Raw genomic sequence first — 15531 nt, forward strand, 5'->3', positions numbered from 1 at the left:
TAGAGATTATGTAAACCTTTTCAACGGCGTCGTGAGCTCGAACGTTGTAAAGTTAAGGCAACGAGTAAGTAGAATGAGAAACTAATGGTGGGTGAACGAGATGAAAAAAGAACAGCAAGGATTCCGAACATTTGTAGACAAAATCGTTCAAGCAACAGGAGGTCTGCGCAAAGGGAAATCCTATGCAGCAACTGGACAAGCAGGAGGCGGCCAAGGTGGATTTGGCAGTGGCGGGTTGAAATTGGAGAATCCAATCAAATCTGTTGGAATGAAGTTGTTTTTAATGTTTTTTGCCAGCATTCTGGTATTCGTGCTTGCTGTTGGGATTATTTCCTATCAAGTTTCCAAAAGCGTCATTAAGAACAAGGTAGCGGACTCCAGCTTACAGACCGTTACGCAGGCAGGTAAGAAGCTTGATTTTCTGTATCAAACGTTTGACGATACGTCGCTGCAACTCATGCTGAACACTGATCTCCAAACGCTGCTCGATAAGTATCAGAAGACGGAAGCCTCTACATATGAAGCGTTGGATACGATTCGCCAAATTACGGATAAGTTGAACGTAGTTACTTTCTCCAATAAATCGATCAAATCGCTGCATCTCTATCGTCCCGACGGCAAGCTAATCGTGCTGACTGGCAATGGCGGCGGTGCGTTGTCGGAGAACGTCAGCAATGAAGATTGGTTTAAACTGACGGTTGAAAATGCCGGCAAAGTAGCATGGCTTGCAAGCAAACAAAAAGGGTATTCCTCCTCCTCCAGCAATACGTTTGCAATTTCGCGGTTGTTGAAAAACACCGTATCCAATTCAACGACAGGCGTACTTGTTATTGAATATAGCACAGACATTTTGAATAAAGAGCTGGCCGGCATCTCGCTCGGCGAAGACAGCAAAGTTGTAATTACGAGCTCGGCCAACAAAAACGTTGCCTCGGCCAACTTGGAGACGATTGAAAAAGACTCGGAAGTACAGTTGACGAAGGAGCAGATCGAGGGAGGCAATGGCTCTTTCACGACAAATGACGATCACTTGGTTGCATTCTATTCATCAGAAGTATCCGGCTGGAACCTTGTCGGCGACATTCCCGTTAGTGCGCTTGTGAAAGATGCGAAGAAAATTTTCAATTACACGCTGATTATTGCGTTGATTGCTGCTCTTGCTGCGGTATTAATCGGTATTTTCGTAGCGAGAATGATCGGCAGTCCGCTGGTGCACCTTCGCAATTTGATGCAGCAAGGTGCGAAAGGGAAACTGACGGTTCGCGCGAATTACAAATCGCAGGATGAGATCGGGCAGCTTGGCGCCAGCTTCGACATCATGATGCAGCAGATCACAAACCTGGTGCAGCAGACGAGCGCATCCGCGCAAGCGGTATTCGAGACCGCGCAGGAACTGACGAATTCCTCCCAAGTGACGGCAACTGCAGCAAGAGAAATTGCGGTAGCTACCGATGAAATTTCTAACGGTGCCGGCGGTCTGGCGACAGAGTCGGAACGCGGCAACGAGCTGACGCATCATATCGGGATTCAGATGAAGGAAGTTATTGAAGCGAACCTGGAAATGGGTACAGCTGCCGCCGATGTGCAATCATCGAGCTCTCTCGGAACGAAGTATATGAATGAGCTTATTGCCAAAACGAATCTAACGGAAGAAATGATTCGTTCCATGGTCGATAAAGTCGATAAGCTGAAAGAAAGCACACGCTCGATTCGTAAAATTTTGGATCTGCTTAACAATATGACCAAACAGACGAACATTTTGTCCTTGAATGCGACAATCGAAGCGGCTCGCGCAGGCGCAGCCGGCAAAGGCTTCATGGTCGTTGCGGATGAGATCCGCAAACTGGCCGATCAGTCCAAGCAGTCCATCGAGGTCGTCGGACAAATTACCGAAACGATCCAAGGCGAGATTGATGAGACCGTGAAGGTGCTGTCTACAGCAACGCCGATCTTCCAAGAGCAGATCACGGCGGTGAAAGAAGCCGATACGATCTTCAAGCAAGTGACAAACCACATGGGCGGCTTTATCGAAAGATTGAGCACGGTCAGCGATTCGATCTCCACGCTGGAGCAGTCGCAAGTTGTCTTGTCAGACGCGATGACGAATGTCAGCGCGGTTGCGGAAGAATCGCTTGCGACATCCGAAGAGGTGGCATCCCTCAGCTCCGAGCAGCTCAGCATCAGCGACGGTTTGGTCAAATTGTCGGACAAGCTGGATCAGCTGTCCAAATCGCTCAACGATACATTATCCAAATTCGAGGTATAAGCCCGAACATCCACTTTCCAGCCGGAGAGTGGGTGTTTTTTTTTATTTTACCGATACTGACGCTTGGTTTGGTTCGAAGACGGAATGCCGATACTGAATGTAACGGGGGAAAGTTCGTACATACAAAGGGGTCAAGGTGCATGAGGGTAGCCAGGATGTCTCCCGCTCAAAAAAGGCGGATTTTTATCGCGCTGCTGTTAGTGATGCTTGTGTTTGCGGGGATTGCAGGAAAGCTGTTCTGGATTCAAATTGCGACGGCTGAAAGTTATTCGTCTAGAGACATTAATCTTGTGAAAAATTCGGTCATTCAGCGTCAGCGTGCGCTTGTACTTGAAAGCGGCAGAGGGCAAATTCTGGATAGAAACTTGAGGCCGATTACTGGCAAAATGGTGAAAGCGTTGGTCGCTTTTCCCATCCACAGCGATTATCAAATGTCGCGCCAGGATGCAGACCGACTAGCCCGGATTTTGCAGACCAGCTCGGAGCGGTGGCTGACGTTCTTGCGTAATTTGAAGGAGCCTCAGGTATGGGGGGCGGAGGATAGCGGTTCATTCGCGCAGTTGTCTGAAGTGCAAGCAGGGCAGATCGAATCGCTCGGCTTCCCCAACATCAAGGTCGTCGATATGGAGGACCGCTATCCGGCGGAGATGACGGCGCGTCAACTGATCGGATTCATCGGGCAAAATCCGGAGCGGGTGCAGGAGCTCTACGGGACCGATGTGGCGAAGGGCAAAATGGCGCTTACTACGAAAATCGGCGGCTCCGGGCTCGAGAAGTCGTTCGATTCCTGGCTGCGCGGGCTTGGCGAGACGTCGATCTCGTATTTTACAGACGCTGGAAAAAGGCCGCTGGCTGGGCTGGACGCCCGCCTGATTGCGCCGAATAATGCGTATTATCCTGTTAAGCTGGTGACGACGCTGGATGTGGACATTGAGGCGAAGATTGAGGCTTTGATGGATAAGCTGGGCATCAAGGAAGGCGCGGCTGTCGTGCAGGAAGCGGAGCACGGGGATGTCATCGCGATGGCGAGCCGCCCCAATTTTGATCAGAGCGATGTTCGGCTGGCCAACAACAACTGGATTAATTACGCGGTGAAGGCGACGGCGCCCGGCTCGATCTTCAAAACGATCGTGGCGGCCGCCGCGCTGGACGAGAAGGTCGTTTCGCCTACGGAAACGTTCAATTGCGAAGGCGCGTTAGGGAAGTATGGGTTTACCTGCTGGCTGAAGGGCGGGCATGGTCCGCTGACGCTGGAACAGGGCTTCGCTGAATCCTGCAACATCGTGTTTGCAAATGTGATGAAGCGGTTAACGGCTGCTCAACTAGAGCGATACGCCAATAAGCTTGGCGTGTTGAACGATGTGGGCTGGATGGGGAAAACAGACACGATGGAGGCGTTCCGGCAGTTTGACAGCGAAGAGCCGGGGCAGCTGTTCGCTGCGCAAACGCCCCATGACGACGAAGGCGTGCTTATGCAGACGGCGATTGGGCAGCGCGATGTACGCATGACGCCGCTCGCGGCGTCGAACCTGGTCGTTACGCTGCTTCATGCTGGGAAAGGCTTTGAGCCGCGCGTCGTGCGGGAGATTCAGTATCAAACCGGACGCGAAATGGAAAAGTTTCCAGTTCAGAAGCTCACGTCGCCCGATGGCACCATTACCGCGGCAACGAGCCGCACGCTGCTCGCCTGGATGCGGGAAGTGGTGACGGACGGCACGGGGCAGAGTTTGGAAGGGGCGACCTGGAACCTGGCGGGGAAGTCGGGGACAGCGCAGCTGCAAAGCGGCAAGCAGGAAAAAATCAATCAATGGTTCATCGGCTATGGGCCTGTGGAGGCGCCACAGTATGCCGTATCTGTCGTGGTGAAGAATACCGGACCTGCGGATAAAAACCAATCGATGCCGCTGTTCAAGGGCATTATGGATATTTTGGCCGCTTCCGGCGCTTCAGACAGCAGGCAATGAGATAATAAAACAGGTGCCGTGGTTTTCCTGGCTGTGAACTTCGATCTGACCGCCGAAATTTTTGATAATGCGGTAAGAGACCATAAGGCCAAGTCCAGTGCCTTTATTTTTGGTCGAGTAGAAAGGAGTGCCGAGCCGCTGTACCTGCTCTTCGCTCATGCCGACACCTGTATCTTTGATCTGCAGGACGATCGAGTGATCTTTCCGAAAACCGGCGACATGCAGATGCCCCCCGTCTGGCATCGCTTCGATGCCGTTTTTGGTCAAGTTGACGAGGCACTGCGTCATTTTATCGCCATTCGCTTTAATTCGCAGATCAGCCTGAATGTCAAACACGATCTCGATGCCTCTCATTGCAGCGTACGGTGTGATCAGGTTGCTGATTTTGTGAGCAAGTAGCGATAAATCGAGCTCCTCCATTTTCTCAGCCTCAGGCTTGGCGAACGATAAATAATCGGAAATAATGCTTTGGGCCCGATCGATTTCTTCAATCACCATGTGCGTGTAGATGCGCTTTTTGTCCTCGGAGACTTGGGACTGGCTGAGCATTTGCATGAAACCGCGGGCAACGGTCATCGGATTGCGAATCTCGTGAGCCACGGAAGCGGCCAGTTCGCTGAGTACGTTTAGCTTCTCCGACTTGTGGACTTCATGGCGCAGCGCGATATTTTCTTGGATGCGGACGATGAAGTAGCTGAGAATACCCATAGATACCGTTTGAACGAGAATGTACAACAGGGTGTAGTAAATGAAAGTGTGCGGGATGGGCAAATCCATTTTCATCCGGTACAGGACGAGCATGCAGCTGTTGGCGGATGCGCTGGCGAGAGCCAGGAGGCTGGGAAACATAATTTTCGGCGTGACCTGCTTCCAATTGCTGAGGGAAATGAACGCTAGGATGAACGGAACGAGCAGCGCGGCCAAAGAAGCGAACCAGAGAAAATGCAAACCGTCCATGACATAGGCATAACCCAGAATAACGAGAAAAACGGCAAGACCCGAACGTACACCGCTATAGAGGAAGGCGACTAGGATGGGGAGAGTGCGGAGATCGAACGCAGTTCCAGATGCGATGAATAAAGGATGGGACATGCAAAATAATGCGCTCACGGAGCAAACGATGCCGATGGCATACGGGGCGGAGCCTTTAAAGCGAAAGGGATCCGGCGTCTCATGCCAAGTGAGATGATATAACACGATCGGTATGGACAGGACTAAGATATTGAGCAGAATTTCGTCAAAGACATTCAATCTTCTCGCCTACTTCATAGAAATTTCCATCTTCAACGATTATTTCGACAAAAAAAGTAAATATCCTTTGCCCATTAGGAAAAAAATATTGTTTTTTTGAACGAAATTGGCTTACAATTTGGACGGCAGTACATTATGCACGTTCAGGAGAACTTACATGAAGACAACATCGTTTCCTTCCTCGCTTCTCATTTTGGATCGTTCCGAGGATGTGACCTCTTATCCGGCGCTGTATCCGTTCGCTGTAGAGGAACTGATTTGCCGCTCGATGCAAGAAGGATCGCGTCCGATTCTACATATATGGCGGCATCCCCGCGCGTTTATCATGGGGCTTCGCGACAGCCGCCTGCCGGCGGCCGCGGCTGCGAAGGACTGGCTGCAAAGCCATGGCTATGCGGCTGCCGTACGGAATTCCGGCGGCGCAGCGGTGCCGCTGGACAGCGGTGTGGTGAATATCACCCTGATGCTTCCGAAGGAAGCGGGGGATATGGATCACCGCAAAGATTTTTACCGTATGGTTAACATGATTCGTGAAGTGCTGGCCTCTTTGACGGGACAGGTAGAACAGGGAGAGGTGACCGGATCGTTCTGTCCGGGCGAGTTCGATCTTGCGATTGGAGGGCGCAAGTTTTGCGGCATTGCGCAGCGCAGGCAGCAGCGGGCGATTGCTGTGCAGGCTTTTCTGATCGTGGAGGGCAGGGGTGTTGACAAAGCGGCGCTGGCCCAAGGGTTTTACGAGCGGGCGGTGCCGGCAGGGACGGAGGCGGACTATCCGCACGTTTCGCCGGAAAGCATGTCCTCCCTGGCAGAATGCTTGCATATTCCGCTGACGTCGCAGCACTTCGTTCAGCAGTTGCTGGACGTGGCCGCGGAGGCTGGTATTGCCGCCGCAGGTCCGGCAGACTTCGCCGACTACCCGGCCGAGGCCGACATCCTGGAGATGGTGGGCCTCATGGAGCAGAGGTACGGCATCGCCACCGTGTAATGGCAGAGCGCTAACCAAGAAAATAATGCAGGGCGGCGGGGAGTTCTCCCTGCCAGAACCCCCACAAATGTTTGCCGGGCTTCTCGAGATAGTGAAGCGCGGCTTTTTTGCTGTTCAGCGCCGCCAGCGTTTCGCGGTTTTCCCGCACAAAATCAAAGGTGCCTCGCTCTGTCTTGACTTCTTCCTCATCGAGTCCGATCAGCATGTACATTTCGAGCCACGACAAGTCTTGCGCAGCTAGAATCTGCTCCCGGGTAGAGGCGAAAAATGCGCCTGACAAGGATATTACTCGGCAAAAAAGGCTAGGATAAGCTAAGGCGAGATGCAGGGACACCGTTCCGCCCAGGGAGTCCCCGGCCAGGATGCGTTCGGAGCGCTCCGTGCGGATCGGGTAGCGATTTTCGATATAAGTTAGAAGCTCCTCTGCAAAAAAACGGCAGTACGCCGCATGACGTTCCCCTTCCGGCGCATACTCCGCGGTGCGGGTAGCGACGTTCACATCGACGCCGACGATGATGGCGGGCTCCATATCCGCATCCAGAATGCAGCGGGTCATTGTTGTCGCGATGCGCCCGAAGTTAAAGAACTGCTCTCCGTCCTGGCAGTAAATGACCGGATAGGAGAGCAGTTCATTGTAGCCTGGGGGTAAATAGATGCGCAGCGAGCGAGTCTCTCCAAGAATAGCGGAGGGAAGCTCTTCTTTCAGAATCGTGCGTTGGTAGTAACGGGCGTCGGACATGGAAAAAATCTCCTTTGGATAAGGGTAGGTGTATTATAGCAGTTGTTAATTCTATGTAAACTGTATTATATATTTTCGAGAACTGTACTATACATTGTGTAGAAAAAAGGTCATATACCTTACCATAACTGGTGTACAATTCACCGAAACAGGATTATAATAATACTATAACAGAAGATTAGATTGTAGGCACGAAAATCATATAAGAGGTGAAAATGGTATGAGTAAGCCACTTGTCAGCCAAACAAATTATGAAGTGTACACAGAGAAGGTTGAGCCATTGCAGGTTCTTGCTCCGGACGGCACAATCGTCAATCCGGAAAAAATGCCGAAGCTTAGCGACGACCAATTGAAAGAGTTAATGAGAAGAATGGTTTTCACTCGCGTGTGGGACGAAAGAGCGGTTAACCTTGGACGTCAAGGCCGCCTAGGCTTCTACGCGCCAGTATCCGGTCAAGAAGCTTCCATGATCGGGAGTGAATTCGCTTTAAATAAAGACGACTTTATTTGTCCAGGCTACCGCGATATGCCGCAAATCGTATGGCACGGTCTTCCGATGTACCAAGCATTCCTGTACTCCCGCGGTCACCAACACGGTGGACAAATTCCGCAAGACGTGCACGTTCTGATGCCGCAAATCATTATCGGCGCACAAATTCTTCACGCGACAGGCGTTGCGATGGCGTTCAAAAAACGCGGCGAAAAACGCGTTGCGATCACGTACACAGGCGACGGCGGAAGCTCCGAGGGCGATTTCTACGAAGGCATGAACTTCGCAGGTTCTTTCAAACTGCCTGTGATTTACTTTGTACAAAACAACGGCTATGCCATTACAACACCTTACGCGAAGCAAACAGGCGCGCTTTCCGTTGCGCACAAATCCGTTGCAGCTGGCATCAAAGGCGTGCAAGTTGACGGGATGGACGTTCTTGCCGTTGTTCAAGCGGTAACAGAAGCTGCTGAAAGAGGCCGCAGAGGCGAAGGCGCGACACTGATCGAGGCGCTGACGTATCGTTACCGTCCGCACTCCATGGCGGATGATACAACGAAATACCGTACGAAAGACGAAGAGGCGGAGTGGGAACCGAAAGATCCGCTTACGCGCATGCGCATTTTCTTGACGAAGAAAGGCCTGTGGAGCGAAGAAGAAGAAGCGAAAGTGAAAGAAGAAGCGAAAGCAACCGTTGCTGAGCATATCAAGAAAGCGGAAGAAACAGCGAAAATGACGGTTCCTGGCTTGATCGATTCAATGTTTGAAGTTACGCCGCCTCACCTGGAAGAGCAAAAGAAAGATTACCTGGGCTAATCGGAACAGCCTTTTATATACGAAGACAATTAGGAGGCACAGACAGTCATGGCACAAATGACGATGATTCAAGCGATTAAAGACGCGATGCGCGTTGAATTGGAAAGAGATCCTAACGTAGTGCTGTTCGGTGAAGACGTTGGTCATGTTGGCGGCGTATTCCGGGCGACAGAAGGTTTGCAAAAAGAGTTCGGCGAAGACCGCGTATTCGATACGCCGCTGGCTGAGTCCGCAATCGGCGGTCTTGCCGTCGGTATGGGCGTTCAAGGCTTCCGTCCGATTGCCGAGATTCAATTCGTCGGCTTCATCTACGAAGCGCTTGACCAAATCTGCGTACAAGCTGCGCGCATGCGTTACCGTTCCGGCGGTCGTTACAACTCCCCGATTACGTTCCGTACGCCATACGGCGGCGGCGTGAAAGCGGCTGAGCTGCACACGGACGCACTGGAAGGTCTGCTCGTACAAACGCCAGGGATCAAAGTTGTCGTTCCTTCCAACCCTTACGATGCGAAAGGTCTCTTGATCTCCGCAATCCGTGACAACGACCCTGTTTTCTTCATGGAGCATCTGAACTTATACCGCGCATTCCGCGCTGAAGTGCCTGAGGGCGAATATACCGTTGAACTGGGCAAAGCGAACGTTGTTCGCGAAGGCTCCGACGTGACGATCATCACATACGGTGCGATGGTGCATACATCCGTGAAAGCTGCAGAAGAAATCGAAAAAACGGAAGGCGTTAAAGTCGAAGTTATCGACCTGCGTACGCTGATTCCGCTTGATATTGAGACGATCGTGGCTTCCATCAAGAAAACGAACCGTGCGATCATCGTGCAAGAAGCGCAAAAAACGTCTGGTGTTGCGGCAGAAGTCATCGCCCAAATCAACGAGAAAGCGATTCTTCACCTGGAAGCGCCAGTGCTTCGCGTAGCTCCGCCGGATACGATCTATCCGTTTGCACAAATCGAAGACGCTTGGTTGCCAAGTCCAGCTAGTGTCATTGCCGGCATTAAAAAAGTACTTGAATTTTAATTCACAGACGAAGGGTACAGGAGGTCGTACACGTGGCATTGTTTGAATACAAGTTCCCAGAGCTTGGTGAAGGCATACATGAAGGCGAGATCGTGAAATTGTTAGTAAAAGCGGGCGACACCGTCACGGACGAGTCGATCCTGATGGAAGTTCAAAATGATAAAGCGGTCGTGGAAGTGCCTTGCCCGGTAGAAGGCAAAGTTGTTTCCGTTACAGCGAAAGAAGGCCAAGTGTGCACGATCGGTCAACTCGTGATGACGATCGACGTCACTGGTGAGATGCCTGCGGAATCGATGCATCACGGTTCGAGCCACGCGGCTACAGCCGTGGCTGCTCCTCCGGCTGCCGCACCTGCACCAGCGGCGGCACCGTCTCCAGCAGCAGCGCCAGTGCCTGCTGCGGCAGCACCGGCTGCGCCTAGCGCAAGCGGCGCAGCGCGTGAAGTGCTTGCGACGCCTAGCGTACGCAAGCTCGCAAGAGAGAAAGGCGTCCTCCTCGCAGAGGTGACGCCGACAGGCAAGCACGGCCGCATTACGCGGGAGGACGTGCTTGGCTTTACAGGAGCCGGCGCAGCGGCTCCGGCGGCATCTTCTGCGCCTGCCGCGGAAGCAGCAGGCGAGGCAGCGGCAGCACCTGCTGCGGCAGCGCAGGTGGTTGCAGTCGGCGATCGCGTCGAAGAGCGCGTGCCGTTCAAAGGCATCCGCAAAGTGATTGCGAATGCGATGGTGAAATCCGTCTACACAGCTCCGCACGTGACGCTGATGGACGAAATTGACGTGACGGCGCTGGTTGCGCTGCGTGAGCGCACGAAGCCGCTCGCAGAGAAAAAAGGCGTGAAACTGACGTATCTGCCTTTCATCGTCAAAGCATTGGTGGCAGCTTGCCGTCAATTCCCGGTCATGAACGCTATGATCGACGAAGAGAAGCAAGAAATCGTCTACAAAAAGTACTACAATATCGGGATCGCTACGGATACAGACAACGGCTTGCTGGTTCCTGTCATCCATGATGCAGACCGCAAAAATGTATGGTCCATCGCAGCGTCCATTAAAGATCTGGCTGTTCGCGGCCGCGATGGCAAATTGTCGCCGAACGAAATGAAAGGCGGCACCATTTCCATCACAAACATCGGTTCTGTTGGCGGTATGTTCTTCACACCGGTCATCAATTTCCCTGAAGTTGCGATCCTGGGTGCAGGCCGCATCACAGAGAAACCGGTTGTGAAAAATGGTCAAATCGTTCCTGCGTCCGTTATGGCGCTTTCCTTAAGCTTCGACCACCGCATTGTTGACGGTGCGACAGCGCAAAACTTCTTGAACTACATTAAACAGCTTCTGGCTGATCCAGAGCTTCTCGTCTTGGAGGTGTAACAGCATGGTCGTAGGTGATGCTTCTCTTGATATTGATTTGCTCGTCATCGGGGCGGGCCCAGGCGGTTACGTCGCTGCGATTCGCGCGGCTCAGCTTGGCCAGAGCGTTCTGATTGTCGATAAAGAGGCTTGGGGCGGCGTGTGCTTGAACCGCGGTTGTATCCCATCCAAAGCGTTGATTTCCGCGGCGCATACGTATGAGCATGCTCAGCATGCAGACAGCATGGGCATCTCGGTTGAGAACGTGAAGGTTGACTTCGCGAAAGTCCAGGCATGGAAAAACAGCATCGTAGCGAAGCAAACAGGCGGCGTCAGCGGGCTGCTTAAAGGCAACAAGGTTCAAATGTTCCAAGGTGAAGCGATGTTTATCAATGAGCACGAAGCACGTGTGTTCAACGATGCGGAAGCGCCGCGGTACCGTTTTAAAAATTGCATTATCGCAACAGGCTCCCGGCCAATCGAGCTGAAAGCATTTCCTTTTGGCGGCAGAATCATTTCGTCCACCGAAGCGCTGAACCTGCCTGAAATTCCGAAAAGCATGGTCGTCATCGGCGGCGGTTACATCGGTGTTGAGCTTGGTCAAACATATGCCAAATTCGGTACGAAAGTAACCGTCTTGGAAGGTTCCGACCATGTGCTGCCTGGCTTTGAAAAAGAATTCACGAAGCTCGTTGCGCGCAACTTGGATAAAGTCGGCGTTGAAGTGCACACCGAGGCAATGGCGCAATCCTGCACGAAAACGGACAACGATGTAACTGTAACCTTTACGGTGAAGGACGAAGAAAAACAAGTAACAGCGGACTATGTCCTCGTTACGGTTGGCCGTCGTCCGAATACGGACGGAGAGCTTGGCCTGGATCTGATCGGTCTGAAAATGACGGATCGCGGCTTGATCGAAGTCGACAATCAAGGTCGTACAAGCATTCCGCACATTTTCGCAATCGGCGATATCGTGCCTGGCATGGCGCTTGCGCACAAAGCTTCTTACGAAGCGAAAGTCGCGGCGGAAGTCATTGCTGGCCACAACTCCGTAGTGGACTACAAAGCGATTCCAGCGGTCGTATTCTCCGATCCGGAAATCGCAGGTGTAGGCCTTAGCGAAACGGAAGCGAAGGAAAAAGGCATCAACGTTGCTGTCGGTAAATTCCCGTATGCAGCGAACGGCCGCGCGAATTCCTTGAACGCAGGTCAAGGTTTTGTGAAGCTCGTTGCTGACAAAGAAACCGGCACATTGCTCGGCGGTCAAATCGTTGGGCCGGAAGCGTCCAACCTGATCGGCGAAATCGCGCTTGGCGTTGAAATGGGCGCGAACCTGGAAGACATCGCGCTGACGATCCATGCGCATCCGACTTTGACGGAAATGATCATGGATGCAGCGGAAGGCGCGCTTGGTCACCCGATTCACGTGCTTGGCGGCAAGTAATTTCTTTGGTTGTTCCCGGTAATTAGTACCTTTAGATAAAAAGTCCCGAGAGTTTGGCCGTTAGGCCGCTCTACGGGACTGTTTTATTTTGTGGACGCATACGCAAATCTGTGAGAACCCGCATAAGATGTAGGTGATATGTACTTAATGAGAACGCTTACACCAAAAGGGGAGAATGGGATGAATGGGATCGTTACGACACTGCTCAAGGTGCTGTACCCGCTGCTTCGCATGCTGCTCTTGGCTGCTTTCCGGGTCAACGTGAAGGGGCGTGAGCGGTTCAGCTTAGCGGAGAACATGGTGCTGATTCCGAATCACGTTTCTTTACTGGATGGGGTACTGCTATCACTCGTGCTGCCGAAGGAAGCGGTTTTCGTGGTGAATACGAGAATGGCGAAGCGGTTCGATTGGCTGTTCCCGATTCGGGAAACGATTGCAGTCGATCCGGCCAATCCGTATGCTGTGAGGAGCATGCTCAAAACGATTCGCAGCGGCAAGCCGCTTGTCATTTTTCCGGAGGGGCGCATTACGACCACGGGGGCGATGATGAAAGTGTACAGCGGGATCGGCTATTTGGCGCTGCGGGCGAATGTGACGTTGGTGCCGATTGCGATCAACGGGCTCGAGTACGCCAAATTTTCTTATTTGCCCGGGAAGGTGAAGCAGAGATGGTTTCCACGGGTGCATTTTAGCTTTGGGGAACCGTTTCAGGTGCCGTCGAGTATGTTGGAGGGTTTAACGCGAAAGGCGCAAAAAGCACGGGCTACCACTTGTATTCGCGATCGGATGCTGGATCATCTGCTCGATAGCCGGTTAAAACCGCAGCTGAATTTGTTCCATGAACTGCTGGTGGCGAAGGGGCGGCATGGGGCAGACCGTGAGATTGTGGAAGACGTTGTGACGGGGACGACGCTTACGTATCGTCAGTTGGTGCTGCACAGCTATGTGCTTGCGCTTAAGCTGAAAGGGCTGCTCGGGCTGCTGCCCAAGGGAGCGCGTACGGCGATTGTGCTGCCGAATGCATCGGCCCATGTGCTTGTGTTATTTTCGCTGTTTCGGTTAGGGAAGCCCGTGGTGATTCTGAATTATTCGGCAGGTGCGGGGGCGATGCTGGATGCTTGCGAGACGGGGAACGTGCGGACGATTGTGACGTCCAGAGCTTTTGTGGAGAAGGCCGGTCTGCAGGAGTTTGTCGCGTTGGCGAGTGCACGGTATGAGATGCTGTTCCTCGAAACGATCAAGGCGTCTGTGACGGGGAGGGATCGGATACTGGGCTGGATGCAGGCAAAGCTGCAGATGAAGGGGCCTGTGGCGGGGGCTGGTGCGAATGAAGTTGTGCTCTTCACCTCCGGCAGTGAAAGCAAGCCGAAAGGCGTGGTGCTCACACACCGCAATCTGTTTGCAAATATGCAGCAGGCGAGGCTGGTGATCGGGTTTAATAGGGGGGATATTGTGCTTGGCACGATGCCGATGTTCCACTCGTTTGGGCTGACGGCTGGCACGCTGCTGCCGCTGCTGACGGGCATGAAGCTGGTGCTGTACCCGAATCCGCTGCATTATAAGGTCATTCCCGAGCTTGTGTATGATAAAAATATTACGATTTTGTTCGGCACGTCCACGTTTCTAGCCGCGTATGGGCGGATGGCGGAGCCGTATGATTTGGCGCATTCGCTGAGATATGTCGTCGCCGGCGCGGAAAAGCTCAAGGACGAAGTGCGTGCGCTATGGATGGACAAATTTGGCATCCGCATCTTGGAAGGCTACGGAACGACAGAGACGTCGCCCGTGATTTCGATGAACACGCCGATGCATGCGAGCAGGGGAAGCGTGGGCAGGCTGCTGCCCGGCATGGAAGCGCGGGTGGAGCCGGTGGATGGCATTGCCGAAGGCGGCGAACTGCTCGTTCGGGGGCCGAACGTCATGCAGGGCTACCTGATTCACGGGCAAGGCTTCGTGGCATGCCCTGAATGGTACCGCACGGGCGATGTGGTCACGATCGACGAGCAGGGTTTTATTCGGATTGCCGCGCGGTTGCAATCCTTCGCCAAAATCGGCGGCGAGAAGGTGTCGCTGCCGATGGTGGAAGGCTATGTCGCCGCGTGCTTGCCGGCGGCGTCCGTATGCGCGGCGGTCGCTGCGCCCGACCGGCGCAAGGGCGAGCGCATCGTGGTGTATCATACCGACGCCGGACTGACGTTGGCAAGTGTGCGCGAGGCGCTGGCGCAGAAGCAGCTGCTGGGCATCTACGTGCCGTCGGAGCTGCGGTATGTGGAGAAGCTGCCCTTGCTTGGGAACGGCAAAGTCGACTATGTGACGCTGCGGCGGTGGGCGCAGGGGGCGTGAACTGGCTTGCCCGCTGGCAACTGGGGGAGCTCGGGTAGCTATGGGCTCCGGGATTGGACGCGGATGTCGCGAAGGGAGCTTAGGGCAATAAGGGTGGTAGAGCACTTCTATTGGACCGAATTTGTCATTGGCGGAGGGAATAAGCGTGGTAAACTGCTGCTATTGCTCGGAGATGAGGCGTTTTCGAGTGAGTTTCTGCGAAATAGAAGCGGTTGACCGCTTCTATTTCCTGTGTCTGGCGGGGAACGAGAGGAATAAGCGCGGTTGACCGCGCTTATTTGTGTTTATCGTGTTTTGGAGGGAGGCGGGGCGTTGTAGAGTTGGGTGGAAGGCTGAGGGAGGCGGAACGATTGCGAACGGTAAAGTAGCTGCTGGTTTTAGTTGTATGCTACTAAGAGCCGCGAGCAAGTCATTGGTTAAGAGGGCCTGCCCCCTCTTAAATCGCGAAAAAACGCCGCGCGAGGCAAATTAGCAGGGCCTAACCCTATTGTTGTCAGGTTAGGCTAGGAAAGCTCATAACGGCCGCAGCTTTGGTCGGCTTCCCTAAAATGACTACATCTAAGAGGGTCTAGCCCCTGCTAATTTGTGGAAATTGGCTATTATTGCTCAGCTAAGAGGGGCTAGCCACTCTTAATGGCCGCAATCCGGGCCAATTTCCTAAAAATAACTAGATCTAAGTGGGCCTAGCCCCTGCTAATTTGTGAAAATTACCTATTTTCGCTCAGCTAAGAGGGTCTGGCCACTCTTAACTATCTCAAAAGACCTTCTTAAGTGCGTCTACATTAGGTCCCCTTGGCGTATTAGCATTTCTCCTCCAACCGCTTAACTTGACAACATTGGGCCTAGCCCCTGCTA

General features: G+C 53.0%; 10 protein-coding genes. 8 read left to right on the forward strand and 2 right to left on the reverse strand.

The genetic code is table 11. The annotated features are described in order from the left end of the window. The first annotated feature begins 100 nt into the window (after window positions 1-100). Entirely contained in the window at window positions 101-2266 is a 2166-nt protein-coding gene (locus ABE504_RS10615) for a methyl-accepting chemotaxis protein (RefSeq protein WP_430087924.1), read from the forward strand. A gap of 155 nt (window positions 2267-2421) precedes the next feature. After that, complete coding sequence (locus ABE504_RS10620) at window positions 2422-4230, forward strand: peptidoglycan D,D-transpeptidase FtsI family protein (protein WP_430087926.1); 1809 nt, start codon at window positions 2422-2424, stop codon at window positions 4228-4230. On the opposite strand, the gene ABE504_RS10625 is transcribed toward ABE504_RS10620, so the two are convergent. Then, entirely contained in the window at window positions 4213-5481 is a 1269-nt protein-coding gene (locus ABE504_RS10625) for an ATP-binding protein (RefSeq protein ID WP_430087928.1), read from the reverse strand. The genes ABE504_RS10620 and ABE504_RS10625 overlap by 18 nt on opposite strands. A 157-nt stretch (window positions 5482-5638) precedes the next feature. On the opposite strand from ABE504_RS10625, the gene ABE504_RS10630 reads away from it, so the two are divergent. Continuing rightward, entirely contained in the window at window positions 5639-6466 is an 828-nt protein-coding gene (locus tag ABE504_RS10630; RefSeq protein WP_430087930.1) for a lipoate--protein ligase family protein, read from the forward strand. Window positions 6467-6476: 10 nt separating this feature from the next. Here the strand turns inward: ABE504_RS10630 and ABE504_RS10635 are convergent, their stop codons facing one another. Next, window positions 6477-7205 carry an alpha/beta hydrolase gene (locus tag ABE504_RS10635; RefSeq protein WP_430087932.1) on the reverse strand — a complete coding sequence of 243 codons (729 nt, stop codon included), beginning with the start codon at window positions 7203-7205 and terminating at the stop codon, window positions 6477-6479. A 220-nt stretch (window positions 7206-7425) separates the two neighbouring features. Between ABE504_RS10635 and pdhA the strand changes: the two genes are divergently transcribed. The 5 genes from pdhA to ABE504_RS10660 all read left to right on the forward strand — a co-directional run bounded on the left by pdhA (window position 7426) and on the right by ABE504_RS10660 (window position 14676). Continuing rightward, complete coding sequence (gene pdhA, locus ABE504_RS10640) at window positions 7426-8511, forward strand: pyruvate dehydrogenase (acetyl-transferring) E1 component subunit alpha (RefSeq protein WP_430087933.1); 1086 nt, start codon at window positions 7426-7428, stop codon at window positions 8509-8511. Between the two features lie 48 nt (window positions 8512-8559). Continuing rightward, a complete protein-coding gene (locus ABE504_RS10645) occupies window positions 8560-9540 on the forward strand; it encodes an alpha-ketoacid dehydrogenase subunit beta (protein ID WP_430087935.1) in 981 nt (326 codons plus the stop codon). 32 nt (window positions 9541-9572) lie between these two features. Then, a complete protein-coding gene (locus ABE504_RS10650) occupies window positions 9573-10910 on the forward strand; it encodes a dihydrolipoamide acetyltransferase family protein (RefSeq protein WP_430087937.1) in 1338 nt (445 codons plus the stop codon). Window positions 10911-10914: 4 nt separating this feature from the next. Beyond that, a complete protein-coding gene (gene lpdA / locus ABE504_RS10655) occupies window positions 10915-12333 on the forward strand; it encodes a dihydrolipoyl dehydrogenase (RefSeq protein WP_430087939.1) in 1419 nt (472 codons plus the stop codon). Window positions 12334-12513: 180 nt separating this feature from the next. Beyond that, complete coding sequence (locus ABE504_RS10660; RefSeq protein ID WP_430087941.1) at window positions 12514-14676, forward strand: AMP-binding protein; 2163 nt, start codon at window positions 12514-12516, stop codon at window positions 14674-14676. Window positions 14677-15531 lie beyond the last annotated feature (855 nt).

This window comes from Paenibacillus oryzisoli (assembly GCF_050467285.1).
Taxonomy (GTDB): Bacteria; Bacillota; Bacilli; order Paenibacillales; family NBRC-103111; genus Paenibacillus_E; species Paenibacillus_E oryzisoli_A.

What these genes read in the sequence shown, in the direction of transcription:
- ABE504_RS10615 (WP_430087924.1), top strand. Translation starts at nt 101, where the DNA reads ATGAAAAAAGAACAGCAAGGATTCCGAACATTTGTAGACAAAATCGTT.
- ABE504_RS10620 (WP_430087926.1), top strand. Translation starts at nt 2,422, where the DNA reads ATGTCTCCCGCTCAAAAAAGGCGGATTTTTATCGCGCTGCTGTTAGTG.
- ABE504_RS10630 (WP_430087930.1), top strand. Translation starts at nt 5,639, where the DNA reads ATGAAGACAACATCGTTTCCTTCCTCGCTTCTCATTTTGGATCGTTCC.
- ABE504_RS10635 (WP_430087932.1), bottom strand. Translation starts at nt 7,205, where the DNA reads ATGTCCGACGCCCGTTACTACCAACGCACGATTCTGAAAGAAGAGCTT.
- pdhA (WP_430087933.1), top strand. Translation starts at nt 7,426, where the DNA reads ATGAGTAAGCCACTTGTCAGCCAAACAAATTATGAAGTGTACACAGAG.
- ABE504_RS10645 (WP_430087935.1), top strand. Translation starts at nt 8,560, where the DNA reads ATGGCACAAATGACGATGATTCAAGCGATTAAAGACGCGATGCGCGTT.
- lpdA (WP_430087939.1), top strand. Translation starts at nt 10,915, where the DNA reads ATGGTCGTAGGTGATGCTTCTCTTGATATTGATTTGCTCGTCATCGGG.
- ABE504_RS10660 (WP_430087941.1), top strand. Translation starts at nt 12,514, where the DNA reads ATGAATGGGATCGTTACGACACTGCTCAAGGTGCTGTACCCGCTGCTT.